This is a genomic window from Nonomuraea endophytica, from assembly GCF_014203235.1.
In the GTDB taxonomy this organism is placed as follows: Bacteria; Actinomycetota; Actinomycetes; order Streptosporangiales; family Streptosporangiaceae; genus Nonomuraea; species Nonomuraea endophytica.
Genome location: NZ_JACHIN010000016.1, coordinates 79,571 through 106,449 on the forward strand (window position 1 = coordinate 79,571; position 26,879 = coordinate 106,449).

Below are 26,879 nucleotides of genomic sequence, written 5' to 3' on the forward strand. Positions count from 1 at the left end.
CCCAGCGGAGTTCCCGGCGGCCGCAACCCCACCACCCACGCGTCCTTGGGCAGACCGCCCACCCCAGGCCCCCGCCGACCCGAGGGGGCCTCCGGGGGTGTCGCCACGAGTTCACCCGCTCGGCGGATCCCGGGGTTGGGGGTGGGCGGGTCTGTGGGGTGGTGGGGTTGGGTTGTGATTACGTAACAAGGTTGGCTAAGTAGACTGTTCGTTCAACCAGGAGGGTGGAGGTCAGGTGGTACAGCAGAGCGGCGACGCCTCCCTTCTGCGCAGGCTCAACTCGGCGGCGATCCTGCGGATCCTGCGGGCCGGCGACGACGTCACGCTCACCGAGCTGGCCAAGGCGGCGAAGGTGTCCAGGCCGACGGCCGAGGCGATCGTGGAGGAACTCCTGGCCGAGGGCTGGGCGGAGGAGTGCGAGGAAGAGCTGGGCGACCGGCAGCGGGGGCGGCCGGCGCGGCGCTACCGGTTCCGGGCGGCGGCCAGGCACGTGGTGGGGATCGGGATCGGCGGCTCCACGATCCGGGCCATGACCGCGGATCTGAAGGGGAACGTGGTCGGGTCGCGTTCGGCCGGGGTGCCGCGTGAGGTGGACGCGGGCGAGCGCATGGCGGCCGTGGTCAAGCTGGTGGAGGAGAGCGCGGCCGATCTCGGGCTGACGGCGGGGGATCTGGCGGCGGTCGGGGTCGGGACCACGGGTGTGGTGGACGGCGAGGGCCGCGTGGTCAAGAGCGTCAGGCTGCGCGACTGGACGGGTCTGGAACTGCAGGCGGAGCTGCGCAAGGCTCTCTCCGCGCCGCTGCTGGTGGAGAACGACATGCGCCTGGCCGTCCTGGCCGAGCACTGGCGGGGCGTGGCGCAGGAGTGCCGGGACGTGGTCTACCTGTTCACGGGCAACAGGCTGGCGCTCGGGCTGCTCATCGACGGCGTGCCCTATCGGGGCGCCCACGCGGCCTCGGGTGAACTGGGCGAGCAGCCCAACGGCAACTGGTCGGCGTTCGGGAGCGTGATCGCCTACGCGATGGCGGCCGAGCCGGGTGAGCTGAGGGCGCCGAGTGACATGGCGGAGTTCGCGTTCGAGCGCGCCAGGTCGGGGGAGCCGGCGGCGGTGGAGGCGGTGGAGCAGTTCGCGCTGAAGCTGGGCGAGGGGCTGGTCACGATCGTCAACCCGCTCGACCCCGAGATGGTGGTGATCGGCGGTGCGCTCGCGCGTGGCGGCGAGCTGCTGGTCGGCCCGATCCAGGCCTATCTCGACCGGGTCTGCCTCTACCCGCCCAAGGTGGTCGCCTCCGAGCTGGGCCGCGAGTCGATCGTGGTGGGCGCGGTACGGCTGGCGCTCAACCACGCCGACAGAACCCTCTTCTCCGTAGGGCTTTAACGCTACCGGGTTGCTTATCTCCAGGGTCGTTCACGGCCTTGGTGTCGCTTACGCCGGAATTTCTGCCTGATTTTCTATAGATTCTTTCATAAATCCTCGCTAACCTTCAGGACTGGTCAAGGAGCCTGAAGGGACGGCGGCAAGTGGAAGATCTACGCATCGGGGTCATCGGCCTCGGGCTGCGGCTCAGCCTCGCGGTGGCCGCGCACCGGCCGGGCCGTGGTTCGGTGGTCGCCGCCCTCTGTGACTCCGACCCTGCCGCGCTGAAGAAGGCCGAGGAGCGGTTCGGCTCGCCGTACCTCACTGAAGACCATCGCGACCTGCTGGAACGCGACGACCTCGACGCCGTCCTCGTCGTGACCCCGGACGACACCCACGAGCGGCTGGCCGTGGACTGCCTGGGGGCGGGCAAGGCCGTCTACCTCGAGAAGCCGATGCACATCACGGTCGAAGGGTGCGACAACATCCTGGAGACCGCGCGCAGGACCGGTACGCGGCTCTACATGGGCCACAACATGCGGCACATGGGCGTCGTGCGGCTGATGCGGGAGATCATCCAGCGGGGCGACATCGGCGACCCCAAGACCGTCTGGGTGCGGCACTTCGTCTCCTACGGCGGCGACTACTTCTTCAAGGACTGGCACGCCGACCGCCGCCAGACCACCGGCCTGCTGCTGCAGAAGGCCGCGCACGACCTGGACGTGATCCACTGGCTGGCCGGCGGCTACACCAGCCGCGTCAACGCCTTCGGCGACCTCATGGTCTACGGCGACCTGCCCCGCCGCGCCCCGGGGGTGCCCAGGCCGGAGGGGTGGCTGAAGGAGTTCGACTGGCCGCCGGCCGCGCGAAAGGACCTCAACCCGGTCGTGGACGTCGAGGACCTCTCGGTCATGAACATGCGCCTGGACAACGGCGTCATCGCCGCCTACCAGCAGTGCCACTTCACGCCCGACTACAACCGCAGCTACACCGTCATCGGCACCGAAGGCCGCCTGGAGAACGAAGGCGGTCACGTCAAGGTGTGGAACCACGGTCCCACCGGGTATCGCGCCGAAGGTGACATCACGTACAAGGTGCCCGAGACCAAGGGCTCACACGGTGGTTCCGACGAGCGGATCGTTAGCGAGTTCTGCGGGTTCGTGCGGGAGGGCGGCGTGACCGACACCTCGCCGGTGGCCGCGCGGATGAGTGTGGCCGCGGGTTACATGGCCACGATGTCGCTGCGTGACGGCGGCGTGCCGTACGACATCCCGGCCCTGGACCCCGAGCTGGTTGCCTACTTCGACCGCGGCCAGGTGGAGCGGTGAACGTCCGGCGCTGGCTGGCGGGCGAGGGTGTCTGCCGGCCCGCGGAGATCCGCACCGTGCTCGTCCCCGGCCTGAGTGACGACGAGGGCGGCCCGCGCTTCGCCGAGGAGGGCTACCGCCTCACGATCACGCGCGACGCCGCCGTCGTGGAGGCGCCCTCACCCACCGGTCTGCTGTACGGCTCCCGCACCGCCGAACAGGCGCTGGCCCGCGACGGCGAGCTGCCCGTGGGCGTGGCCGTGGACTGGCCCGACTACGAGGTACGCGGCTTCATGCTCGACGTCGGCCGCCGCTTCTTCACTCCCGGCTACATCCGCGACCTGATCGGGCACATGGGCGAGCTCAAGCTCAACGAGCTGCAGCTCCACCTCAACGACAACGGCTTCAAGAAGGACGGCGGCGGCTGGGACGGCGTCCAGGCCGCCTTCCGCCTGGCCAGCGAACGCTTCCCCGGCCTGTCGGCGGCCGACGGCGTCTACACGCGGGCCGACTGGGACTCCTTCGAGGACGTCGCCGCGGCCAACGGTGTGCGGCTGATCCCGGAGATCGACGGCCCCGCGCACTCGCTGGCCTTCACCCGCTACCGTCCCGAACTGGGCGAAGGCGACCACCTGGACCTCTCGCGGCCGGAGACGACCGCGTTCATGCTGGAGCTGTTCGACGAGTTCGTCCCGTGGTTCCGTGGTCCTGCGGTGCACTTCGGCGCCGACGAGTACTTCGCCGACCCGGGCCTGTTCCGCGACTACTTCAACACCATGGCCACCCACATCAGGTCGTACGGCAAGCAGGCCCGCGCCTGGGGCAGCTTCACCCGGATGACCGGCGACGCCGACGGCTACGACCGGGACGTGACGATCAACACCTGGGCCAACTCCTGGTACGACCCGGTCGAGGCGATCAGGGACGGCTACCCGTTCATCAACACCAACGACGAGACGCTCTACGTCGTCCCGAAGGCCGGCTACTACCACCCGGACGGGCTGGACGCGGAGTTCCTGGCCCGCGAGTGGCAGCCGCACGTCTTCCCGGGCGGCAAGTCCGTCGAACCCCGGCATCCGCTGCTGCGCGGCGCCATGTCGGCGGTGTGGAACGACATGACCGAACTCGACTACACCGAGCAGGACGTGGACCGGCTGATCAGGCCGACGTTCGCCATCCTCGCCAGCAAGATGTGGAACGGCTCGCCGTACCCGCGAGAAGGGATCTAAGTGGAAGACCTGCGCATCGGAGCCGTTGGTCTCGGTCTCCGGACGAGTCTGCACCTGGCCGCGCACCGGCCGGGCAAGGGGTCGGTGGTGAGCGCGCTGTGCGACATCGACCCGGCCGTCCTCAAGCGCCAGTCGAAGCGGTTCGAGGCCGACTTCCTCGCCGAGGACTACCGTGACCTGCTGGAACGCGACGACATCGACGCGATCATCCTGGCGACCCCGGACGACACGCACGAGCGGCTGGCGGTCGACTGCCTGGAGGCGGGCAAGGCCGTCTACCTCGAGAAGCCGATGCACATCACGGTCGAGGGCTGCGACAACATCCTGGAGACGGCCCGCAGGACCGGTACGCGGCTGTATGTCGGGCACAACATGCGCCACATGGGCGTGGTCCGGCTGATGCGGGAGATCATCCAGAAGGGCGTGATCGGCGAGCCGAAAGCCGTCTGGGTGCGGCACTTCGTCTCCTACGGCGGCGACTACTACTTCAAGGACTGGCACGCCGACCGCCGCCAGACCACCGGCCTGCTGCTGCAGAAGGCCGCGCACGACCTGGACGTGATCCACTGGCTGGCCGGCGGCTACACCAGCCGCGTCAACGCCTTCGGCGACCTCATGGTCTACGGCGACCTGCCTCGCCGCGCCCCGGACACGCCCAGGCCGGAGGGGTGGCTGCGCGAGTTCGACTGGCCGCCTACAAGCCGCCGCGATCTCAACCACGTCGTCGACGTGGAAGATGTGTCCGTGATGAACATGCGCCTGGACAACGGCGTCATCGCCGCCTACCAGCAGTGCCACTTCTCGCCCGACTACTTCCGCAACTACACGGTGATCGGCACCGAGGGCCGCCTGGAGAACTTCGGCGACAACCCCGGCGACGTGGTCAAGGTGTGGAACACCGGCCCGAGCGACTACCGGGCCGACGCCGACATCACCTACAAGATCCCCGAGGCCAAGGGCACGCACGGCGGCGCCGACCCGGGCATCATCGGCGAGTTCTGCAGGTTCGTCCGGGAGGGCGGGGCGACCGACACCTCGCCGGTGGCCGCGCGGATGAGCGTGGCAGCGGGTTACATGGCCACGATGTCGCTGCGCGACGGCGGCATGCCGTACGACATCCCGGCGCTCGACCCCGAGCTGGTGGCCTACTTCGACCGCGGGCAGTCATGACCTACCACCTCCGCTACCAGGTGCTGCCCGGCCGGGATCCGGCCAGGCTGGCGGAGTACTGCGCCGAGCACGGGATCGAGGAGGTCGTGCTCATCTACGGCTCCGAGGAACTGCACGCCGGCCATCCGGTCGGCGTCGGCGAGGACCTGTGGTTCGAGCACGTGGCCGGGGTGAAGGACGTGCTGGACACGCACGGGATCGGCGCCAGCCTGAACCCGTGGGTCACCGTCGGCCACGCCGACCGTGGCCGTACGCAGGACCTCGGCTTCGCGCCCATGATCTCGCCGCTGGGCGAGGCGGCGACGGCGACCGCCTCGTTCGCCTGCCCGGTCTGGCGCGACTGGCTGGCCGGGCACTACGGGCGTTTCTCCCGGCTGGGCTTCCGCGTGCTCTGGCTGGAGGACGACTTCCGCTTCCACAACCACGCCCCGCTGACCTGGGGCGGCGGCTTCGAGCCCGAGATGCTGGAGCGGTTCGCGCTGCTCGCCGGTGACAAGCCGACCCGCGAGGAGCTGGTCGCCGCGATCACCGCCACCGGCCCGCCGCACCCCTGGCGCGCGCTGCTGCAGCGCACCTGGCGCGAGGCGCAGCTGGAGGTCCTCGATCTGGTACGGCAGGCCGTGGCCGGCCGGGCCAAGCTCGGGCTGATGAGCTCCGGGCTGGGCGTGGCCTCGGTCGAGGGCCGGGACTGGGCGGCGTTCTTCGACCGGGTGGACGTACACCGGCCGCACTTCGCGCCGTACGGGGACGCGCCGGGGCGGCGGCTTTCGTATTCGATCGCGATGCTGGAGCTGCAGCGAGGGCTGCGGCCCGCCGGGGTGGAGGTGGCGCCGGAGATCGAGAACTGGCCCCACACCGAGTGGACCAAGTCCGACACCCAGACGTGGTCGGAGATGGTGACGGCCCGGCTGTCCGGTGCGGGCGGGTTGCTGCTGGACGTGCATCCGTTCGTGACCGGTGACCCGCAGCGCTATCCCCGGGTGGGCCGGATGTTGTCGCGGTCGCGTCCGGCCGTGGACCGGGCGTTCAGTCCGGATGTTTCGGTACATGGGGTGGGGGTGCCGTGGTGGCCCGACACCGCCGCCCACGTGTGGGGCGACGGCGGCCTCGACGGCCTGCAGGCCGACCCGCTGCGGGCGGCCGAGTACCTGCTGCCCTACGGGGTGCCCGTCCAGGCCGGGGTGGGCACGGTCAACGCCGTGTTCGGCAAGGTCGCCTGGGGTGTGCCGGCCGGCGAGGTGGAGAGGTTGCTGTCCGGCGGGCTGCTGCTCGACGGGCACGCGGCGCTCGTGCTCTCCGAGCGCGGGTTCGGGGAACTGCTCGGGGTTCGCGTGGAGGAGGTGGCCGAGCGGGACGCGCCGGCGCGGCAGCCGTACAGCATGGAGCGGGTTCTGGAGAGCGGGCGGCTGCTCAGCGTGAACGTGCAGCCCGCCGTCGCCCGGCTCGCGGCCCTGCCCGGAGCCGAGATCTGGACCGAGATCCTCACCCCGCGCGGCGAACACTGGGGCGACGGCCGCGTCGCCTTCACCAACCGCCTCGGCGGCCGCGTCGTCACCCTGGCCGCCTGCACCCCCGAGGCGCTGGGCCGCTGCGACGACGGCCAGTCACTCGCCCACCGCGCACTCCGCTACCTGAACGCGGAGTTTCCCCTGGTCACCGGTGGCCCGCACCTGCTGCCGCACCTGGCCAGGACCGGCACGGGCTGGCGCCTGGCGATCGCCAACGGCTCGGCCGACCCCGCCCGCCCCGTCGTCGACCTCGGCCAGGACGTCACCGCGACGCTCCTGACCCCGCTCGCCGAGCCCGCGCCCGTCCCCGTGCGCCGCGCGGAGGGCCGCGTGCACGTCGAAGCCGACGTTCCGCACCGGGGGTATGTGCTGCTGGAGTGGCGTTGAGGGTCCTGTCGTGGAACATCTGGGACGGCGGCCGCGCCGACCTGCCCCTCATCGTGGAGCAGGTCGCCGCCGTCGCCCCGGACGTCTTCTGCTCCATCGAGACGTACGGCGCCGCCGACACCATCCTGGGCGGCCTGCCTGGCTATACCGGGACCCGGATCACCGCCAGGGACCGGGACAACCTCTGGATCTTCAGCCGGTTGCCGGTGACGCACGTGTTCCCGCCATCGTTCGACGACTTCCGCTTCGGCGGCATCCGCGTGGCCCTGCCCGGCGTGTCCGGCCCGCAGGGGTTGTCCGGGGATTCCGGCTTGTCCGGCCATCCTGGCTTTTCTGGGGATTCCGGGTTGTTTGGCGGGGTTGAGGTCAATGTCTTCATCACCTGGCTCAACTTCTCCGAGCCCTGGCTGGGTGACGTGATCGCCTCCGGCGCTTCCCCCGAGGCGATCCGGCAGGCGGAGCAGGTGCAGCTGTCCGAGCTCAGCCGGATCGTAGGCGAGGAACTGCCCCGCCTGCTGGACGGCGACCGTTCACCGGTGGTGCTGGCCGGCGACCTCAACGTGCTGCCCGCCTCCGACTGGCCCCACCTGCGCACCACCCAGATCCTGGTGGACGCCGGATACACCGACACCTTCCGCGCCGTCTCCCAGGACCCCGGCCACACCTGGAGCACCCAGCCCGACCGCGCCCACGTGAACATCCCCGAACGCATCGACTACATCTTCGCCAAGGGCCTCGAAGTCCGGCACTCCGAAGTAGTCAGCGACCGCCTGCCCCACCACCCGCCGGGCCCGTTCTACTCCGACCACGCCGCGCTGATCACCGACCTTCACGCCTAACCTCGGAACCCCGCCAAGCCCGCGGACAGTACCAGGTGTGGATGTGACGACGCGCGCCCGGATCCGGGACGGAGACCAGCAGGCTTTCGGCGACCTGTTCGACGAGTTCGCCAAGGCCGTCTACAACCACGCCTACCGGCTGACCGGCGACTGGTCGGCCGCCGAGGACGTGGTGTCGCTGACGTTCCTGGAAGCCTGGCGGCTGCGGGAGCGGATCGAACCGGAAGGCGGTTCCCTGCGCCCCTGGCTCCTGGGCGTGGCCACCAACGTGGCCCGCAACCTGCGGCGTTCCGCCAGAAGACACCGCGACGCGATGGCCAGAATGCCCAGACCCGAGGCCGTCCCCGACTTCGCCGACGAGCTGATCGGCCGCGTGGCCGACGCCCAGCACCTGGACGACGTGCGCGAAGCCTTCGTACGGCTGCGCGAACACGAGCAGGACGTCATCGCCCTGTGCGTCGGCACGGGCCTCGACTACGCGGAGGCGGCCGAGGCGCTCGGCGTCCCCGTGGGCACGGTCCGCAGCCGCCTGTCCCGAGCCCGCAAGAAGTTGGAACTGGCCGCCACCCGCCGACAGGTAAGAGGTGACCGCGGCACCGCGGTCCGGCCCGTGAAGGAGAGCACCTGATGAACGTCTTCCCGGACGAGCGCGACCTTTCCGGCGGCCGTCACCGTGACCTGAAGGAGTTCGTGATGGCAGAGATCCAGACCCGGCCGCGCCGTAACCTGTTGCGCCCGATGATCCTGGCCCCGGTGCTGGGCGTGGCCGCCGCCGCCGCTGTGGTCCTCCCGCTGGTCCTGGGCGGCGGCACCCCCGCCCACGCCGTGGAGAAGAACCCCGACGGCACCCTCACCGTCACCATCAACGAGGCCAACGACCCCAAGGGCCTGGAGGCCAACCTCCGGGGCATGGGCTACGACGTGGTGGTCGACTTCGTGCCGCAGGGCAAGCAGTGCAGCCCGAGGAAGCGCAGCGACAGCTGGGTGCCGCGGGAGCAGTCCAAGCTCACCGTCTTCCCACCCACGGTGGACATGAGCGACGACCCCGGCTACCAGCTCGACCTCGCCAAGATCGGTCCTGGTCAGACCGGCGTGCTGATGTTCGCGGTGGGCAAGGAGGACAGGTACGTGGTGGCCGGCATCTGGGCCGGCATCTCCAACGGCCCCGTGGCCCCGTGCGAACTGGTCGACAGCGACGGCGCGCCTCTGGAGGTCGACTGACCGTACCTGTGACATAGCTCACTTGAACGGCGTTCAGGATTGAACGGTGTTCAAGTTCCGTGCCACACTCCCCACATGCAACTGAAGCGTGCGGACGTCGTGACCGGGGCGCTGGCCCTGCTCGACACCGACGGCCTGGACGGCCTGACCATGCGCAAACTCGGCGCGCGGCTGGGAGTTCAGGCCGGCGGCATCTACTGGCACTTCACCAACAAAGAGGCCCTGCTCGGCGCCATGGCCGACCGGATCGTCGGCCAGGTGACCGAAACCCCGCTCACCCCCGCCCCCTGGGACGCCCAGCTGGCGGAGATCGCCCACCGCCTGCGCCGCGCCATGCTCGCCCACCGCGACGGCGCCCGCGTGGTGGCGGGCACGTACGTGACGGAGCCGAACACCGTGCGCGGCGGCGACCAGGCCATGCGCATCCTCACCGACGCCGGCTTCCCGCTCGACCGGGCCGCCTGGGTGATCTTCACCGCCATGTACTACGTGCTCGGCCACACCATCGAGGAACAGGCCCAGCGCGAGGCCGGCGACTGGGAGCGGCGCGGCAGCGAACTGGCCGGACCCGAACTACGCCGCGCCGTCGAAGCCCTGATCACCGCCGACCCCGAAGAACGTTTCGCCTACGGCCTGGAGCTCTTCCTCGACGGTGTACGCCTGCGGCTGGCCGAGGCCCAGGAATGATCCCCAAGATCAAGCGGGCCAAGGGCCGCCGCCCCCTGCCCTTGAAAGTCCGCGCCAACGTCCAGCTGAGCCCATCCTTCAACCGCCTGACCCTGGGCGGCCCCGCCCTCGCCGACTTCACCAGCCCCGGCCTGGACCACGGCGTCCGCCTGTTCTTCCCACGCGAAGGCCAGCCCGCCCTGTGGCTGCCCAGCTTCAAGAACGACGCCTGGATGCCGGAAACCCTGCTGCAGCCCGCCTCCCGCCGCCCGTGGGTCCGCAACTACACCATCCGCGACCACCGCCCCGACCAGCAGGAACTCGACATCGAGTTCGCCCTGCACGGCGACGAGGGCCCCGCCTCCGCCTGGGCCGCCCGCGCCCGCCCCGGCGACCCGGCGGGCATCATGGACGAGGGCTACACCTACCTCCCACCCGACGGCGCCGACCGGCAACTGCTGGTAGGCGACGAGAGCGCCCTCCCCGCGATCCTCTCCATCCTGGGTACGGCTTCCGCCGGCCTTACCGGGCAGGTGTTCCTGGAAGTTCCGCTGGCCGGTGACATCCGTGGCGACATTGTTTGTCCGGCGGGGGTGCAGGTGACCTGGCTGTCCCGCGACGGCGCCGCCACCGTCCCCGGCGCCCTTGCCCTTCAAGCCGTCAAGGATGCCCCTGACCTGGGCAAGCCTTCTTACGCCTGGATCGCCGGCGAGTCGAAACTGGCCACCGGCGTACGCCGCCACCTGGTCAACGAACGGCACATCGAGAAACGGGACATCGCCTTCATCGGCTACTGGCGCCACGGCCGCCCCAGCCCCGGCTGACCAGCCCTCCTCACATGACCACCGTCGAGCCGGCGAGGCTGGCCCGGGTTCGGCCACCTTTCAGGGTGGGCCCACCGTGCTGGCCAGATGAGGGTGGGGTCCAGCTCGCTGGCCACCTAGCTGGGTAACGGGTGGGCCTTAGGAAGGCTGTCCGAGCGGAGCGAGGTCCGACAGGGGTCGGGCCCCCGGCCCGACTGGGAGAACGCGCGGAGCGTAGCGGAGCTCGATGCCTTTAGGGGTTGCGTTCTGCTTGCTGGGGGTCTTTTTCGAGGTTGGGGAAGGGGGAGGGTTCCGGTACGGCCGCGCCCAACTGCCGGGGCAGGCCGGGCTTCTCGGCTTCCTGGGCGGAGGCCACGGCTGCGGCTGCCGCTTCTGATGCCTTGGCCACTTCCTCGTCGGCCGCAGAAGCGTCCGTGATCTCGTCTCGGGTGGCGGCCGAGCGGGGCAGGGCTTCGGTGAAGGCCTTGGACACGCCCTGCAGCGCGGAGGTCACCTCGCTGGGGATGACCCAGAGGGTGTTGCCCTCGCCCTGCGCGAGCTGCGGCAGCACCTGGAGGTACTGGTAGGCGAGCAGCTTGGGGTCGGGGTCGTTGCGGTGGACGGCCTGGAAGACCTGGTCGATGGCGCGGGACTGGCCTTCGGCTTCGAGGATGGCGGCGGTGCGCTGGCCTTCGGCTCGGAGGATGCGGCCCTGCTTGTCGCCTTCTGCGGTGAGGATCTGGGACTGGCGCTGGCCTTCGGCGGTGAGGATGGCGGCCCGCTTGTCGCGTTCGGCCCGCATCTGCTTCTCCATCGCGTCCTTGATGGTCTTGGGCGGGTCGATCGCCTTGATCTCGACCCGGTTGACGCGCAGGCCCCATTTGCCGGTGGCCTCGTCGAGGACGCCGCGTAGCTGGCTGTTGATGGTGTCGCGGGAGGTGAGGGTCTTCTCCAGGTCCATGGAGCCGACGACGTTGCGGAGGGTGGTGACGGTGAGCTGTTCGACGGCCTGGATGTAGTTGGCGATCTCGTAGGCGGCCGCGCGTGGGTCGGTGACCTGGAAGTAGAGGACGGTGTCGATCTCGACGACGAGGTTGTCCTCGGTGATGACCGGCTGGGGACGGAAGGAGACGACTTGTTCCCGCAGGTCGATCATCGTGTAGACGCGGTCGACGTAGGGGATGACGAAGTTGAGTCCGGGTTTGAGGGTGCGGTGGTACCGGCCGAGCCGCTCGACGTTGCGGGCCCTCGCCTGCGGCACGATGCGTACCGCTTTGAGTACCGTGATCACCGCGAAGAGGGCGATGACCAAGCCGACGATCAGCAGCTCCATATGATCACTCCCGGGGATAGACGAGGGCGGTGGCGCCCTCGATCTCGATGACGTCGACGGTCGCCCCGGTGGGGATGACCAGCGTTTCGTCATAGGCGCGTGCGGACCATTCCTCGCCACCGATGCGCACTCTGCCGTCGCGGCCGGTGACCTCGGAGATCACGTACGCGGGCTTGCCGACCAGCGCCTCCACGCCGAAGCGCTTGAGCTGGGGCTGGCGTATATGCCGCATGGCGATGGGCCGGACCGTGAACAGCCCGGCCGCCGACGACAGGGTGAAGACGAGCAGTTGAAGCGGAATGGGCAGGCCTAGTGCCGCTGTGGCGGCGGTCAGGAGAGACGCGACGCCGAGGATGCCCAGAGCGGCCGTGAGGGTGAAGATCTCCGCCACGCCGAGCACGACGGCGAGGATTATCCAGATAACCCAATCTTCCATGCGTTGGCCCTCCTGACAGGTAAACGGGCCTAGGTCTGCATCGTGTTCCCTCTCCTACCGTAAACCTGGAGCGGGCGCTTGTTGCACCCATCCGCCGTCGGATGCCGGATCGTGAAGTGCGCTGCCCAGCTGCCATTTCTCCCAGGAAAGCTGCCAGAAGCCCCAGCCGTTGTTCCATTCGAGGGGGCGGTCGGTGCCGGTGATGCTGACGGGGTCGCCGCGCAGGGAGTTCGCGAAGAACCATGCTGCCTGGTCAGGGCGGGAATTGATGCAGCCGTGGCTGACATTGGCCCGGCCCTGGGCCCAGACGTTGTTCTTCGCGTGCACGTATTCGCCGGAATTCGAGATGCGCACGGCGTGGTCGATCATCAGGTCGTAAAAACCTGGATCGCCTTTTTTCCGTCCTGGGGACACCATGCGCACCGGGTTTCCCTTGTCCATCGTGAGATGGACTCCGCTGGTGGTGGTGTATTCGCGGGTGGTGGCCATGCCGGCGCTGATGGCCATGTTCTGGACGACCTGGCCGTCGCGCCTGACCACCATCTGGTGGGTGCGGGTGTCGACGGTGCTGGTCTGCTTGCGGCCGACGGTGAAGGAGAGCGTGTGGTCGGCGGTGCCGAAGACGCCGGGGGACGGGCGGACGCCGGTCAGGTGGGCGGTGAAGGTGACCTTCTGCCGGGCAGGCCAGTAGTGGCTGGTGCGATAGACGGCCTGGGTGTCGCCGGTCCAGCGCCAGGCGCCCTCGACCGGCTTGGCGGCGGTGACCTCCAGCGCCCGCTCGACGGCGGCCTTGTCGCGGACGGGGCCGTCGAAGGTGACGATGATCGGCATGCCGACGCCGACCTCCTCGCCGGGCAGCGGGGAGACCGAGGAGACGCCGAAGGGGCGTCCGGCGGCGCGGGTGCGGAAGCGGCCCATGGCGATCGACGAGGGACCGGAGGCGGTGGCTGCGGTCGCGGTCACCGCGTATTCGGTGTCGGGTTCCAGCGCCCAGTTGGAACGCCAGGTGGTGCCTCCCGGGTCGAAGGCGCCGGGCACCGGGCGGCCCGCGGCGTACGCGAGGACCTGGCGCAGCGTGCCGCCTCCGGCCTTGACCACGAGACCGCGGTCGGGCCGGGCGCGGTCGGTGTCGAAGGCCGGAAAGGTGGTGATGACCGGGGGCGCGGCCGCGGGGGTGTCGGCCGTGACCGAGGAGCACCCCACGACCGTGAGCAGGACGACGAGACAGAACGCCGCGGCAAGCCGCATCTCACTCCTGGAATCCTGGGGGCGGGGGCCTCCAAGGGTAGCGGTGAGTCACGGTTTGAGCACGTCAAGTCACCTACCGGACAGTTCCGGAAACCTCCCCCAGGCCGATCCCACCGGCGGTGGCGGTGATCGTCACCGTGTCGCCGTCCTCCAGGAACGTGCGCACCGACCCGTCGGGCAGCTTGATCGGCTCGGTGCCGTTCCAGCTCAGCTCCATGAGCGAGCCGCGCTGGCCGGGCTCGGGCCCGGAGATCGTGCCGCTGCCGTAGAGGTCGCCGGTCCGCAGCGCCGCGCCGTTCACGGTCATGTGGGCGAGCATCTGGTCCGGCGTCCAGTACATGCTCCGGTACGGCGGCCGCGCCACCACAACCCCGTTGAGCAGCACTTCCAGCTCGATGTCCAGCCCCCAGTCACCCTGCCTGCGCAGATAATCCAGCGGCGCAGGATCCTGCGAACGCCCGGGCACCCGGGGCAGCGCCTCCAGCGGCGTCACCCACGGCGAGATCGAGGTGGCGAACGACTTGCCGAGGAAGGGCCCGAGCGGCTGCGCCTCCCAGCCCTGGATGTCGCGGGCGCTCCAGTCGTTGAGCAGCGTCACCCCGAACACGTGGTCCTCGAACGCCCCGGCCGGCGCCCCCATCGCGGACGGCACGCCGACCACGAAGCCCAGCTCGGCCTCGATGTCGAGTTTGGCGCACGGCCCGAACACCCCGGCCCGCAACTGCCCGCTCGGCCGCGTGACCGGCGTGCCCGAGACCACCACGGTCCCCGAGCGACCGTGGTAGCCGACGGGCAGGTGGCGCCAGTTGGGCAGCAGCGCCTCCGCGTTCGGCCGGAACATCTTGCCCATGTTGGTGGCGTGGTCGACCGAGGCGTAGAAGTCGACGTAGTCGGCGACCTCGATGGGGAGGTGGAGCGTGACCTGGTCGAGCGGGATCAGGTGCGGCTCGGCCAGCGAGAGGTCGTCGGTCAGCTTGGTCTGGATGAGCGCGCGGGTGTCGTGCCAGGCGTGCCGCCCGCGGGCCATGAAGGCGTTGAGGCTGCCGGTGGCGAACACCTCGTCGTGCAGAAAAGCGGACAGGTCCAGGACACGGTCCTCGTAGCGCACCCCCACGCGCGGGGCCTCGCCCTGGCGGGAGAACACCCCATAGGGCAGGTTCTCGACGCCCCACCTACGCTCCGTCACTGATCACTCCTAGTGTCTTGAGGTCGTCGATGGGCGTGCTGGTGCTGCACGAGCCGTAGCTGACGAGTAGTTCACGGGCGCGCTTCGCGCTCTCCTCCGGTACGGCCAGCGCCAGCCGTACCAGGTGGCCGACGTCCGTCGTGCGCAGGACGGGCACCGGATCGCGGTGCTCCACCGCCTCGCAGACGGCGAGCACCAGGTTGAGGAAGCCGTGCCGGTCGACGCCGAGCGCGGGGTCGAAGTGGCGTACGGCGTGGTGGAGCCCGGCCGTGGCCTTGAACGGGATGTCGTTGTCCACGCAGTGGGCGATGAAGGCGCCCAGGTGTTCGGCGGGCGGGAAGGCGTCGGCCGTGGCCCCGCCGCAGCGGACCTTGAGACCGGCGCCCTCGGGCAGGCCGGTGACCTGGGATCGGGGCGGCACCTCGATGAACAGGCGGACGCCGTCGGGCAGGTCCAGGCGGGCGGCCTGCTCGGGCGGCAGCCGTACCTCCACGAAGTCGATGGGGAGGTCGGCGAAGGCGGGCAGGTCGTCGGTGTCGAGGATCAGGCCCATGCGGTTGGGGCGGGGCTCGGCGCGGCGCAGCGTGTCGAGGCGGGAGGCGGGACACAGGAAGCGGTGGGTGAGCAGGGGGCTGGCCGCTTCGAGGTCGCGCTGGTGGCGGGCGAGGGCCTCGTCCATGTGCAGCGAGGTCGGCGGGAACAGGCCGGCGTCGTCGACGAGGGCGGTGAACAGGGAGTTCATCGTGCCCAGGTCCAGGCGTAGCCGGGGTCCTCACATGACAGCGCGCCCTGGCCGAGGTCGAGCGGGCGGAAGGTGTCGACCATGACGGCCATCTCGCTGGTGTGGGTGGCGCCCGCTTCGATGACCGCTTCGACGGCGCCGGGCTGCGGGCCGTGGGTGAAGCCGGCCGGGTGCAGGGAGATCGAGCCGACGTCGATGCCGGAGCCCGCGCGGGCGGAGTAGTCGCCGCCGACGTAGAACATGAACTCGTCGGAGTCCACGTTGTGGTGGTTGTAGGGGATCGGCACCGCGTCGGGGTGGAAGTCCAGCGGCCTCGGCATGAACGAGCAGACCACGAAGCCGGGGCCCTCGAACGTCTGGTGCACGGGCGGCGGCGCGTGCGTCTTCTTCACGATCGGCTCGAAGTCGTTGATGTGGAACGCGTAGGGGTAGAGGTAGCCGTCCCAGCCGACCACGTCGAACGGGTGGTTGCGGTAAACGAGCCTGGTCAGCCCGCCCCTGGTGCGGACGAGGACCGGCACCTCCTCGCCTTCTGCGGTGAAGGGCTCCTGCGGGGTGCGCAGGTCGCGCTCGCAGTAGGGGGCGTGCTCCAGGAACTGGCCGTACTGCGACAGGTAGCGCTTGGGCGGCCTGATGTGCCCGGAGGCCTCGATGGCCAGCACGTTCACGGTGCCGGACGGCACCCACCGGTGGATGGTGCCGGTGGGGATGACGACGTAGTCGCCCTCTCCGGCCTCGATGACGCCGTAGGTGGACTCGAAGCGCACGTTGCCGCTCTGGATGTAAACGCACTCGTCGCCCATGGAGTTGCGGTAGAGCTCGCTGGGGCGGTCGCTGGTGGCGTACGACAATCGGACGTCGCCGTTGGCCGACAGCAGCATGCGGCCGGTCACCAGGTCTCCGGCTGAGGCGAGGTCCTGGGTGCGGAAGTGGCGGGGGGAGAGCGGCAGGTTCGGGCTGGTCGTGGCGGGCAGGAGCGGTTCGACCGCCTCGGCCTTGACGATCGCGGTGGGCAGGTAGCGGTGGTAGAGCAGGGAGGAGTCGGATGAGAAGCCCTCTTCGCCCATGAGCTCCTCGGCGTACAGGCCGCCGTCCGGGCGCCGGAACTGCACGTGGCGCTTCCTGGGTACCTCGCCTACGAGCCGGTAGTACGGCATCTCTCTCAACTCCGTCCGGTTATCGGACACTTATGTCCTCTATGTGTAACTACCGTCCTTCATGGCGGGCCGTACTGTCAACCGAGCGCGGCGGCGAGTTCCCTGGCGGCCGTCACCACGCGCGGACCCGTGCTTTCGGCGAGTCCGCCGAAGCTCACCACCCCCACGGACGCCTCCAGCCACGGCAGTCCGGTGACCGGCGCGGCGACGCCGCGGGCGCCCTCCTGGAGCTGGCCCTCCGTCACCTGATACCCGGTGTTGCCGCCGCGCATCGCGAGGATGGCCTGGCCCGCCGCGCCCTTGGCCAGCGGGTGCCGCGAGCCCTCGCGGTAGGCCACGTGCAGGTCGGTCCAGGACGGCTCGACGACCGCGACGGCCAGCCCGTCGTCGCCCTCGGCCACGGTCAGGTGCGCGGTGGCTCCCACCTCCTCGGCCAGCCGCCGCAGCGTCGGCAGCGCCGCCGCCCTCAGCAGCGGTTGTACGGCCTGCGCCAGCACCAGCACCCCGAAGCCGAGGTGCACCCGCCCTTCGGCGTCCCGGCGCGCGAACCCTTCGTTCATCAGCGTCGTGACCAGCCGGTAAACCACCGGCCTGCTCAGCTCCAGCGAGGCGGCAAGCTCGGTGGGTGTGCGGCCCCCGTGCCCGTCGGCGAGCAACCGGAGCAGGCGGAGCCCGCGCTCCAGGGTCTGGGCGGATTCTGCGGCCATGCAGTTGATTATGCGTGGTGCTGGTGTGACGCTCCGCACCGAAGCGGGTACGTACCCGGTTAGTCGGACCGGGGGGTAAATATGCGGCAAATGTGGCTTGTCCTGATCGGCGGGCTGGCTATCTGTGCGTTGATCCCCGCTCTGCCTTCGGTCGGGGAGCGTGCCTCCTCCCTGATCCGGAGTAACGGAATGGCCCCGCCCCGGACATCCGAGCCCGGCCTGCTGGTCGAGACCACCTTCTACGCCACCCAGGGCATCGAGGTCGGCGAGCGGGTCCTGCCCTTCGACGAGCAGGCCCAGATCCGCCCCAAGGAGGTGGCGCCGGGCGTCCGGGTGGACGAGGGCGGCAGCCTGCAGGGCAAACCGCTGCGACCCGGCACCTTCTCCTCGCCGATCGAGCTCTGCCGCGGGCGGACCTGCGTCGAGGACACGATCACGCTCATCGTCTATCGGAACGTTCCATGGGCGCCGGGCAACCTCACCTTCCCCGGCAAGGTCGGGGAGCCGATGAACGGCGAGATCTCGATCAACGGGGGCCCGTCCGGCGTCCTGCCCACCTTCACCGTGACCGACTACGACAACCTGCCGGAGGGTGTGAGCATCGGCCCCGACGGCCATGTCGGCGGCGTCCCGGCCGCGAGCGGGCACTTCGAGATCCCCGTGCGCATCTGCGTGGCGGGCAACTGCGCGGGCGTCGTGGTGAAGATGATCGTGGTCTGAGGGCCTTGCGGCGGGCGGTGCCGAACGGCCACGGTGGTGGCATGAAATCGGTCATCGTGGTCGGAGCGGGTATTTGGGGTGCGTCGCTGGCATTGCGGCTGGCCGAAACGGGCTGGCGGGTGACGCTGATCGAACAGCACAAACCCGGGCACGTACGGCAGGCCAGCGCGGGCGAGACCCGGCTGCTGCGCGCCGCGCACGGCGACGACGAATGGTACGCCCGGTTCTTCTGGCAGGCGCTCGACGGATGGCGCCGCCTGGAGGAAAAGGCCGGTGAGCAGCTCTACCACGAGGCCGGGATGATGTGGCTGGCCCAGGATCCCGACGGATGGGAGCAGGCCAGCGCCCGGGTGCTGAAGAACCTGGACATCCCCTGCGAGGTGCTGGAGCCCTCCGACGGGAGCAGGTTCTTCCCCGAGTTCCGGCCCGACGGGCTCAGCTTCCTGCTCTGGGAGCCGAAGGCCGGGGTAGTCAGGGCGCGGCGGGCCACGCAGGTGACGGCGGCGCTGGCCGTACGGGCCGGGGCGGAGCTCGTCAGGGCGCGGGCGCTGCCCTCGGACGGCGGGGTGGTGATCGACGGGCGGACGCTCACCGCCGACCGGGTGGTCTGGGCGACGGGGGCGTGGATGCCGGAGCTGTTCGAGGCGCCGCTGACCGTCACCAAGCAGGACACGCTGCACTTCGCGGTGCCGAGCGAGTGGACCGTGCCGGGGATGCCGGCCTTCGTGGACTACAGCGCCTCCTTCTACGGGCACGGCGACGTGGACGGGGTGGGGATGAAGGCCACCTCCGACGTGGAGGGCGAGCCGTACGAGCCGGAGCACGGCCCGCGCACCGTGGACGCCGCCGGCGTGGAGCGGGCCAGGACGTATCTGGCACGCAGGTTCCCGTCGCTGGCCGATGCGCCGGTGCTGTTCAGCCAGGTCTGCCAGTACGCGCTCACGCCCGACGCGGAGTGGATCATCGCCGAGACCGCGCCTGGCGTGTGGCTGCTGGGCGGGGACTCCGGGCACGGGTTCAAGCACGCGCCGGCGCTGGCCGCGTACGTGGCCGGGGTCCTGGACGGCGAGCACGCCCCCGACGCCCGCTTCGGACTGGGCGAGCGGGTGCCGACCAGAGGCCTGCGGACCAGCGGAGAGTCCAGGTAAGGCCAGCCCTACCAGCGCTTCGGGGGAGTGCGGGGCAGATCGGGACGGTGAGCGCGGCGGACACTTCGGGGAGGAACTCGGGAAGGAACGAAGATGTCTGCTCCGCACTCCGTCCGCACCGCCGCGGGCCTGTGGCTCACCGCGGTCGCGCTCGGCGCCGTCGAGACCGCGATCGCCGTCAGCGGCCTGCTCATCAGCGGCGAGGCGAGCGTGGGCGAGCTCGCCGGGGGCCTAGGCCTGCGCCTGGCGATCTACGCCGCCGCGATCTACCTGGCGCTCGCCCTGCGCAGGGGCAAGAACTGGGCCAGGCTCACACTGACCGCGACCCTGGGCGTGTTCGGCACGATCTCGCTGGTCATCGAGCCGATCCGGTATTTCATGGCCGGTGGCGGCCTGTCCGCAGCGCTGTACTCGGCCGACGCGGCCGGCCTCGCCATGGGCGCGAGCCGGGTGCTCCACCTGGCCGCGGTACTGGGGGCGGTGACGCTGATGTTCCAGCGGAGCGCCAACGACTACTTCGCGGGGAACTCCGGCGCCCGCAGGTTGCGTACACCCGGTGAGAGAAGGGCCGCGGCCGTCGACACCACGACCACGCCCGCGCAGACCAGCATGGCCGACCTCGCGTCGACCATGACCGCCAGGCGGCCCGCCAGCAACAAGCCGAGCGGCCCGAACATCAACGACCCCAGCGCGTCGTAGGCACTCACCCGCGACAGCGCCTCGGGCGGCACCTCCCGCTGCAACGTGGTCTGCCACAGCACGCCGAACACGTCGAAGCAGATCCCGAGCAAGAAGGCCCCCGCCACCACCACCCACAGCGGCGCGTCCACCCCCAGCAGCAGGTACGGCAGCGCCGAAGGGAAGCACAGCAGCGTGGCGATCAGGATGGGCCGCTTGGGCCGCAGCCGCAACGCCACCACCACACCGACCAGCGTGCCCACGGCCTCCCCGGCGAGCACGGCCGACCAGGCGCCCGCGCCGCCGAGATGCTCCTTGGCCAGCAGCGGCCCCAGCACCCCGTGGGCCGCCTGCAAGGCCATGATCATGATGGAGAACTGGGCGACGACCACCCACAGCCACTGCCGGGATCTGAACTCCGTCCACCCGTCCTTCAGGTCGCGCAGCACCGAGGGCCGCGCGGCGCCGGTACGCACGTGCGGCGGCAGGCGGAGGAACTGGATCAGCAGCCCGGAGACGCCGAACATCAGCCCGCTCACCGCCAGCGCCCAGGCGCCGCCGACCAGCGTCACGGTGATGCCGCTGAGCACCGCCCCGGCCACGCGGGAGGTGTTGGCGCCCAGGCCGAGCAGGGCGTTGCCGGTCTGCAGCCGTTCGGCGGGCACGACCTCGGGGATGATGCCGGTGAGGGCGGGGAAGAGCACAGCCATCGCGATCCCGCCGAGGGCGGCGGCGGTGGCCAGCGCTGGCAGGGGAGTCCAGCCGGTGAACAGCATCGCGGCCAGCGCGGCGTAGGCGGCGCAATTGACCCACTCGCCGGTCATCATGACCAGCTGCCGGGGGAAGCGGTCCGCGATCACCCCGCCGACCAGCATGAACAGCACCATCGGCAGCGACTGGGCGGTCAGCACCACCGACAGCGTGGACGCGTCGGCCCCCGGCAGCCCGAGCACGCCGAACGCCAGCGCCACCGGCGCGAAGGCGCTGCCGAGGACCGAGATGGTCCTGGCCGACAACAGGAGGGTGAAACGGTGATCCCGGAGAAGCCCGAGATCCTGGCGGAAGCTCTGCACTCGCGCCATTGTTCCGCCTGCCTGCGACATTTCTGTCGGCGGGTAACAAGACCGGCTTTGGAATGTGCAGGCGATTGGCAAGAAACGCGGTGCTATCTACCGTAATTTTCTGGATCGTGAGCGTGCTGATACAGCGAGTCGCCCGGTGGGCCAGGGAGATTCCCGACGCGCCCGCCTACACCTTCGTCGACTATCTGGGCGACGGGGGATGGCACACGCTCACCTGGCGGCAGGTGGACCGCAGGGCCCGCGCGCTGGCCGTACGCGTGCGGGAGCTGGCCGGGCCCGGTGACCGGGTGGCCATCCTCGCGCCCCAGGGGCTCGACTACGTCGTGGCCATGATCGGGACTCTCTACGCCGGGGTCGTCGCGGTGCCGTTGTTCGCGCCCGACCTGCCCGGCCACGCCGAGCGGCTGGCCCGCGCCTACACCGACGCCGAGCCCGCCCTCGTGCTCACGACCACGCCCGCGCTGCCCGGTGTGCGGGCCTTCGTGGACGGCGGGGCCGTGCTCGCCGTGGACACCGTCTCCGACCTGCTCGCCGACGAGTGGGACGAGGCGGCGCTCGGCCCGGACGACCTGGCCTACCTGCAGTACACCTCCGGCTCCACCCGGCAGCCCACCGGCGTGGAGATCACCCACGGCAACGTGGAGGCCAACGCCCTGCAGCTCTGGGAGGCCTTCGACGCCACGCCGCGCACCTCCGTCGCCGCGCTCTGGCTGCCGCTCTTCCACGACATGGGGCTGATCGCCACCATCGCGCTGCCCATCGTCGGCGGCAACCAGGTGGCGTTCATGGACCCGGTGGCCTTCGTCATGCACCCGGTGCGCTGGCTGCGGCTGCTCAGCGAGTTCCACGACGTCTACACCGGCGGGCCCAACTTCGCCTACGAATACACCGCCGCGCGGGTGAGCGAGGCCGACAAGGACGGGCTGGACCTGTCCGGGGTGCGGGTCATGCTCAACGGCGCGGAACCGGTCAGGCCAGGCACCGGCGCCGCCTTCCACGCCGCGTTCGCGCGCTGCGGGCTGCGGCCGCAGGCCCACACTCCCGCGTACGGCCTGGCCGAGGCCACCGTGTTCGTCTCGGCCGTCGGCTGTGACGAGGTCGCCAAGGTCACCGAGTTCGACCGGGAGGCGCTCGGGGAGGGGCGGGCGGTGGCGTACACGTCGGGGGGCAAGAGCACGCTCGTCTCCTGCGGACGCCCGACCGGGCAACGGGTCCGCGTGGACGCCCCGGACGGGCACGTCGGCGAGATCCGCGTCCAGGGGCCGAACGTCGCCCGTGCCTACTGGCGCGACCCCGAACGCAGCGCCGAGGTGTTCGGGTCGGGCTGGCTGCGCACCGGCGACCTCGGGGTCATCCACGAGGGTGAGCTCTACGTGACCGGGCGGATCAAGGACCTGATCATCGTCGACGGGCGCAACCACTACCCGCAGGACATCGAGGCCACCGTTCAGGAGGCGTGCGAGGCGGTGCGGCGCGACCACGTGGCGGCGTTCGCGGTGCCGGGTGAGTTGGGGGAGCGGGTGGTCGTGGTGGCCGAGCGGTCCCGGCGGGGGCTGGAGGCGGAGCCGTCCGAGGTGGCCAGGCTCGTGCGGGCCGCCGTGGCCAGGACGCACGATCTGGCCGTGCACGACGTGGTGCTGGCGGCGGCGGGAGCCGTACCGAGGACGTCCAGCGGGAAGATCGCGCGGCGGGCCTGTCTTCAGGCCTACCTGGAGGACGCCTTTGTTTGAGTCGGCCGGGCGGATCGTCTATCGCGGCAGGTGGACGCTGCTGGTGCTGAGCCTCGCCCTGGCGGTGCTGGCCGCGCCGTTCGGCATGGAGCTGTTCGGGCGGATGGTGGACGGTGGGTTCGACGACCCCAAGGCCGACTCGACCACGGCCGCGCGCTGGAACGACGTCTGGTACAGCGGCAACTCGCCCGACGTGGTCGTCCTCTATCGGCATCCGAAGGTCAAGGTCGCCGACCCGAGGTTCAAGAAGGCGGTGCACGACTCGCTGCGCCGCCTGCCCGCCGCCCACGTGCGCAAGCTCGCCACCTACTGGACCACCGCCTCCCCCCGGATGGTCTCGAAGGACGAGCATTCCACCTACGCGCTGATCACCCTGCGCGGCGGCCCGCAGACCAAGCAGCGCGCCTACGCCGAGGTCAAGGACCGCCTCGCCGTCGAGAACCTCCAGGTCAAGGTGGGCGGCTCGGTGCCCCTGGTCAAGGAGCTCAACGACCAGACCGGCCGCGACCTGGCCAGGGCCGAGGCCATCTCGATGCCGGTGCTGCTCGTGCTGCTGGTGATCGTCTTCGGCAGCCTGGTCGCCGCGGGGCTGCCGCTGCTGGTCGGGCTGCTGTCCGTGCTCGGCGCGCTGGCTCTGCTGCGGCTGCTGACCGAGGTGACCGAGGTCTCCGTCTTCTCGCTCAACGTCGTCACCATGCTCGGGCTGGGGCTGGCGATCGACTACTCGCTGTTCGTGCTGAGCGCCTTCAGGGAGGAGGTACGGCAGGGCGCCACCAACGAGCAGGCCGTCGTGCGAACGATGGCCACGGCCGGGCGGACCGTGGCGTTCTCCGGGCTCACCGTGGCCACGTCCTTGCTGGGGCTGCTGCTGTTCCCGCAGATGTTCCTGCGTTCGATCGGGCTCGGGGCGGCGGCGGTGGTGCTCGTGGCCATGTTGTCGGCGCTCGTGGTGCTGCCCGCGGTGCTGGGCGTGCTGGGGCGGCGGGTGGACGCGGTGCGGGTGGTCCCGGTCTTCACCGGAAACGGCACCTTCTGGCGGGGCATCGCAGCCAGTGTCATGAAAAAGCCGGGTATTTATCTCGTTGGGGTGATGGCGGTGCTGGTGGCGTTGGCGCTGCCGTTCGCCCACGTGAAGTTCGGCAACGTCGACCACCGCGTCCTGCCCGCCGCCGCCGAGTCCCGCCAGGTCGCCGAGGCCGTCGACCGCGACTTCGCGCGCAACTCCATGGCCGCCATCGACGTGCACGTCCTCATCGAACGCCACTTCTCCGGAAAGCCCGCCGCCCCCGGACCCGTGGGCCATGGCTACACGCCCGTCTCCGGCGTCACCCCCGTCAGCCCGCTGGACGCGAAGCCGTTCGCCGACCGCATCGACGCCCTCGACGGCGTCACCGGCGTCGACCTGGCCGGAGTCTCCCAGGCCAACGGCGCCGTCCGCCTGTCGGTCCGCTATGACGCCGACCCCATGTCCGCGCGCGCCCAGCAGATCGTCACCCTGATCAGGTCCATGGCCCCCGAGCCCAACATGCGCGCCGCCGTCGTGGGCGGACCCACCGCCGCGCAGATGGACCTGATGGCCAGCCTCACCGCCGTCCTGCCGTGGATGGCGCTGGTCGTGGGCGGAGTGACGTTCGTGCTGCTGTTCATGGCGTTCGGCTCCGTGGTGCTGCCCCTGAAAGCTCTGCTCATGAACGTCCTGTCCATCGGCGCGTCCTTCGGCGTCATCGTCTGGGCCTTCCAGGACGGACACCTGGCCGGCGCGCTCGGCTTCACCCCGACCGGGACCATCGAGGCGACCGTGACCGTGCTGATCCTGGCGGTGGTGTTCGGGCTGTCGATGGATTACGAGGTGTTCCTGCTGTCCAGAGTGCGTACGGAGTGGCTGCGCACTCAGGACAACGCTGCCGCTGTGGCCCTCGGACTGGAGAAGACCGGCGGGATCATCACCAGTGCTGCCCTGCTGCTTCTTGTGGTGATCGGGGCGTTCTCCACGGCCGGGATCACGATCGTGAAGCTGCTGGGCGTGGGGATGTTCGCGGCCATCGTGGTGGATGCCACCTTGGTACGGGCGTTACTGGTGCCGGCGACGATGCGCCTCATGGGCGGGGCCAACTGGTGGCTGCCCCGCTGGCTCCACTCCCTCCACACCCACCTCCTCAACCCCCACACCACGATCAGCGGTGGGTCTGCCGTAGCGGTGGTGGGGGTTGAGGGGGCGCGGCCGCGTGCTCTTGGCGCCGGGTCGGTGGGTCGGGACGGTGGTGGAGTTCGGCACTCTGGTACGGCGGGCAGCGCGGGTGATACGGGTGATACGGGTGATACGGGTGATGCGGCGTCGGCTCGGGTTATCCGGCCCAATCCCGACGGGCCCGGGTGGTACTGGGAGAGCGCTCCGGGTGAACGGGCTGCCGAGGGTGGGGTGAGTGGGCGGGTGGTGTTCGGGGCCGATACCGACCCTGAGCCCGTGGCGGCCGAGCACGAGCCGGAGCCGCCGGCCCAGCACGTGGTGAACCCCCGGGTGGCCGGGCGTGGGCCGTTGCGGAAGTTGCCCTACTCGCGGAGGGAGGTTCCGGCGCCTGCCGAGGATGGGGAGATCGGGTGGGTCAAGGTTACGGCCGGCCGTACCAGGGTGGTCAGGGCTGTGCCGGGTGGGTGGGTTTGGGCGGAGGTTGAGTCGTGACGGTCGCGGCCACCCGGGTGGAGGGGGCCTGGGCCGGGGTGTTCGGGGTGGTGGGGCTGGCGGGGTTCGTGACGACGCTGGACAACACGGTCGTGACGGTCGCGGTGCCCACGATGCAGAGGGAACTGGGGGCGCGGCTGGCGGCCATGGAGTGGGTGGCCACGGGGTATGTGATCACGTTTGCCGGGTTGATGCTTGCCGGGGGACGGCTGGCGGACCTCTGGGGGCGGCGACGGGTGCTGGTGGCGGGGATGGCGGTGTTCAGCGCCGCTTCGCTGGTCGCGGGGTTGGCCGGGGCCGTGGAGGTGCTGGTGGCGGCTCGGGTGGTGCAGGGGGTGGGGGCGGCGATGGTGCTGCCCGCCACGTTGGCTGTGCTGGCGGGAGTCGGGGAGCGGCGGCGGTCGGCGGGGATCGCGGTGTGGATGGCCTCCGGGGCGGCGGCGCTGGCGCTCGGGCCGGTGGTCGGCGGGTATCTGAGCGAGCACGCGCACTGGGGGTGGGTGTTCCTGATCAACGTGCCGTTGGGGGCTGCGGTGATCGGGCTGGCGCTGGTGACTCTGCCCTTGGACCCTCAACCCGCAGCCCGTTCCCACTCGGCCTCCCACCCCCGCTCCGGGTCGCGCTCGCCCTCCGCCTCCCGCTCCGGGTCCTGCCCGCACTCCGGGTCCCGCTCGCACGCCGGGTACCGCTCGGATTCCGCCTTCCGTTCTGGCTTCGGCCTCCGCGATGGGGTCGTCAGGGTCAGGGGTGGGTTCGGGGGTGGGGGTTGGGGGCGGGTTTGGGTGGGGGTGGATGTGCCGGGGGTGGTGTGTTCGGGGGTGTTTCTGGGGGCGGGGACCTTTGTGCTGATCCACGGGGTCGAGTACGGCTGGGCCCGGCCGGCCATCGTCGTCGGTGCGGTTGCGTGCCTGGTGGCGGGGGTGGCGTTTGTAGTGGTGGAGCGGCGGGCGGTGCGGCCGATGGTGGATCTGGCGCTGTTCCGGGTCCGGAGCTTCAGCGGCGGCGTGGTGGCGCAGGTGCTCTGGGGGCTCGGGGTGAACGGGGTGTTCTTCTACACCGCGATCTTCCTGCAGGACGTGCTCGGGTTCACGCCGTCGGCCTCCGGGCTGGCGTTCATGCCGCTGGCCCTGCTGGTCGTGGCGGTCGCGCCGCTGGTGCCGTGGGTGGAGCGGTGGGCGGGAGCGGGGCGTACCGTCGCGGCGGGTCTGGTGCTGGTGGCGGCCGGGATGGTGGTGGCGGCTTTTCTGGGGCCGGGGGATGGGTGGGTGGATCTGCTGCCCGCAGTCTGCGCGATCGGGGTGGGGTCGGCGTTGACGATGCCGTTGGGTTCGGCGGTGCTCGGGGCGGTGCCTGAGGAGCGGGCAGGGGTGGCGGGCGGGGTGTTCAGTGTGAGCCGGGAGGTTTCCGGGCTGTTCGGGATCGCGGGGGTCGGCGGGGTGGTGCACGCCGTGGGGACGTTCGCCGCCGGGTACACCGTCGGGTTGCTCGCCGCCGCCGCTCTGGTGCTGGGTGGGGCGCTGGTCAGTGTGTTGAGCCTGCCGTGAG

23 protein-coding genes are annotated in these 26,879 nt (G+C 70.5%); 15 read left to right on the forward strand and 8 right to left on the reverse strand.

Annotation, left to right across the window (positions count from 1 at the left end):
* Positions 1–235 precede the first annotated feature (235 nt).
* From HNR40_RS43030 to HNR40_RS43075, 10 genes are all read left to right on the forward strand, one after another.
* Entirely contained in the window at positions 236–1,378 is a 1,143-nt protein-coding gene (locus HNR40_RS43030) for an ROK family transcriptional regulator (RefSeq protein WP_184972113.1), read from the forward strand.
* Positions 1,379–1,521: 143 nt separating this feature from the next.
* Positions 1,522–2,685, forward strand: a complete 1,164-nt coding sequence (locus HNR40_RS43035) for a Gfo/Idh/MocA family protein (RefSeq protein ID WP_184972115.1) — start codon at positions 1,522–1,524, stop codon at positions 2,683–2,685.
* The gene (locus HNR40_RS43040; RefSeq protein WP_184972117.1) at positions 2,682–3,893 is read left to right on the forward strand and encodes a beta-N-acetylhexosaminidase; all 1,212 of its coding nucleotides are present in this window, start codon (positions 2,682–2,684) and stop codon (positions 3,891–3,893) included. Before HNR40_RS43035 ends, HNR40_RS43040 begins: the two co-directional genes overlap by 4 nt.
* Complete coding sequence (locus HNR40_RS43045) at positions 3,894–5,063, forward strand: Gfo/Idh/MocA family protein (RefSeq protein ID WP_184972119.1); 1,170 nt, start codon at positions 3,894–3,896, stop codon at positions 5,061–5,063.
* The gene (locus HNR40_RS43050) at positions 5,060–6,958 is read left to right on the forward strand and encodes a hypothetical protein (RefSeq protein WP_184972121.1); all 1,899 of its coding nucleotides are present in this window, start codon (positions 5,060–5,062) and stop codon (positions 6,956–6,958) included. The genes HNR40_RS43045 and HNR40_RS43050 overlap by 4 nt, the downstream gene beginning before the upstream one ends.
* Positions 6,949–7,797: an endonuclease/exonuclease/phosphatase family protein gene (locus HNR40_RS43055; protein ID WP_184972123.1), complete on the forward strand. Its 849-nt coding sequence runs from the start codon at positions 6,949–6,951 to the stop codon at positions 7,795–7,797. The genes HNR40_RS43050 and HNR40_RS43055 overlap by 10 nt, the downstream gene beginning before the upstream one ends.
* Before the next feature lie 43 nt (positions 7,798–7,840).
* Positions 7,841–8,425 (forward strand): RNA polymerase sigma factor, encoded by a 585-nt coding sequence (locus tag HNR40_RS43060; protein ID WP_184972124.1) that lies wholly within the window; start codon positions 7,841–7,843, stop codon positions 8,423–8,425.
* Positions 8,425–9,018, forward strand: coding sequence for a hypothetical protein (locus HNR40_RS43065; RefSeq protein ID WP_184972127.1), 594 nt, complete (start codon positions 8,425–8,427; stop codon positions 9,016–9,018). Before HNR40_RS43060 ends, HNR40_RS43065 begins: the two co-directional genes overlap by 1 nt.
* Positions 9,019–9,093: 75 nt before the next feature.
* On the forward strand, positions 9,094–9,705 hold the full coding sequence (locus HNR40_RS43070; RefSeq protein ID WP_184972129.1) for a TetR/AcrR family transcriptional regulator C-terminal domain-containing protein: 612 nt from the start codon (positions 9,094–9,096) through the stop codon (positions 9,703–9,705).
* Positions 9,702–10,508 (forward strand): siderophore-interacting protein, encoded by an 807-nt coding sequence (locus HNR40_RS43075; protein ID WP_184972131.1) that lies wholly within the window; start codon positions 9,702–9,704, stop codon positions 10,506–10,508. Before HNR40_RS43070 ends, HNR40_RS43075 begins: the two co-directional genes overlap by 4 nt.
* Before the next feature lie 232 nt (positions 10,509–10,740).
* Here HNR40_RS43075 and HNR40_RS43080 read toward each other — a convergent pair whose 3' ends face one another.
* From HNR40_RS43080 to HNR40_RS43110, 7 genes are all read right to left on the reverse strand, one after another.
* Complete coding sequence (locus tag HNR40_RS43080; RefSeq protein ID WP_184972132.1) at positions 10,741–11,820, reverse strand: SPFH domain-containing protein; 1,080 nt, start codon at positions 11,818–11,820, stop codon at positions 10,741–10,743.
* Positions 11,821–11,824: 4 nt separating this feature from the next.
* Positions 11,825–12,256 carry an NfeD family protein gene (locus tag HNR40_RS43085; RefSeq protein ID WP_184972134.1) on the reverse strand — a complete coding sequence of 144 codons (432 nt, stop codon included), beginning with the start codon at positions 12,254–12,256 and terminating at the stop codon, positions 11,825–11,827.
* A 54-nt stretch (positions 12,257–12,310) separates the two neighbouring features.
* Positions 12,311–13,504, reverse strand: a complete 1,194-nt coding sequence (locus HNR40_RS43090; protein WP_184972136.1) for a L,D-transpeptidase — start codon at positions 13,502–13,504, stop codon at positions 12,311–12,313.
* A gap of 73 nt (positions 13,505–13,577) precedes the next feature.
* Positions 13,578–14,690: a fumarylacetoacetase gene (fahA, locus tag HNR40_RS43095; protein ID WP_184972139.1), complete on the reverse strand. Its 1,113-nt coding sequence runs from the start codon at positions 14,688–14,690 to the stop codon at positions 13,578–13,580.
* The gene (locus tag HNR40_RS43100; protein ID WP_246510297.1) at positions 14,677–15,432 is read right to left on the reverse strand and encodes a hypothetical protein; all 756 of its coding nucleotides are present in this window, start codon (positions 15,430–15,432) and stop codon (positions 14,677–14,679) included. The genes fahA and HNR40_RS43100 overlap by 14 nt, the downstream gene beginning before the upstream one ends.
* The gene (locus tag HNR40_RS43105) at positions 15,429–16,589 is read right to left on the reverse strand and encodes a homogentisate 1,2-dioxygenase (protein WP_184972141.1); all 1,161 of its coding nucleotides are present in this window, start codon (positions 16,587–16,589) and stop codon (positions 15,429–15,431) included. Before HNR40_RS43105 ends, HNR40_RS43100 begins: the two co-directional genes overlap by 4 nt.
* 77 nt (positions 16,590–16,666) lie before the next feature.
* A complete protein-coding gene (locus HNR40_RS43110; RefSeq protein WP_184972143.1) occupies positions 16,667–17,296 on the reverse strand; it encodes an IclR family transcriptional regulator in 630 nt (209 codons plus the stop codon).
* Positions 17,297–17,485: 189 nt separating this feature from the next.
* Between HNR40_RS43110 and HNR40_RS43115 the strand changes: the two genes are divergently transcribed.
* Together HNR40_RS43115 and HNR40_RS43120 are read left to right on the forward strand one after the other, a co-directional pair.
* On the forward strand, positions 17,486–18,016 hold the full coding sequence (locus tag HNR40_RS43115) for a hypothetical protein (protein ID WP_184972145.1): 531 nt from the start codon (positions 17,486–17,488) through the stop codon (positions 18,014–18,016).
* 41 nt (positions 18,017–18,057) lie between these two features.
* A complete protein-coding gene (locus HNR40_RS43120; protein ID WP_184972147.1) occupies positions 18,058–19,164 on the forward strand; it encodes an NAD(P)/FAD-dependent oxidoreductase in 1,107 nt (368 codons plus the stop codon).
* Between the two features lie 512 nt (positions 19,165–19,676).
* On the opposite strand, the gene HNR40_RS43125 is transcribed toward HNR40_RS43120, so the two are convergent.
* On the reverse strand, positions 19,677–20,924 hold the full coding sequence (locus tag HNR40_RS43125; RefSeq protein WP_184972149.1) for an MFS transporter: 1,248 nt from the start codon (positions 20,922–20,924) through the stop codon (positions 19,677–19,679).
* Positions 20,925–21,031: 107 nt separating this feature from the next.
* Between HNR40_RS43125 and HNR40_RS43130 the strand changes: the two genes are divergently transcribed.
* From HNR40_RS43130 to HNR40_RS43140, 3 genes are read left to right on the forward strand one after another with little or no spacing between them, the layout of a single operon-like run.
* Positions 21,032–22,654 carry a fatty acyl-AMP ligase gene (locus HNR40_RS43130; protein WP_312896746.1) on the forward strand — a complete coding sequence of 541 codons (1,623 nt, stop codon included), beginning with the start codon at positions 21,032–21,034 and terminating at the stop codon, positions 22,652–22,654.
* Positions 22,647–25,334 (forward strand): MMPL family transporter, encoded by a 2,688-nt coding sequence (locus HNR40_RS43135; protein ID WP_246510299.1) that lies wholly within the window; start codon positions 22,647–22,649, stop codon positions 25,332–25,334. Before HNR40_RS43130 ends, HNR40_RS43135 begins: the two co-directional genes overlap by 8 nt.
* Positions 25,331–26,878, forward strand: coding sequence for an MFS transporter (locus tag HNR40_RS43140; protein ID WP_184972153.1), 1,548 nt, complete (start codon positions 25,331–25,333; stop codon positions 26,876–26,878). Before HNR40_RS43135 ends, HNR40_RS43140 begins: the two co-directional genes overlap by 4 nt.
* Position 26,879 lies beyond the last annotated feature (1 nt).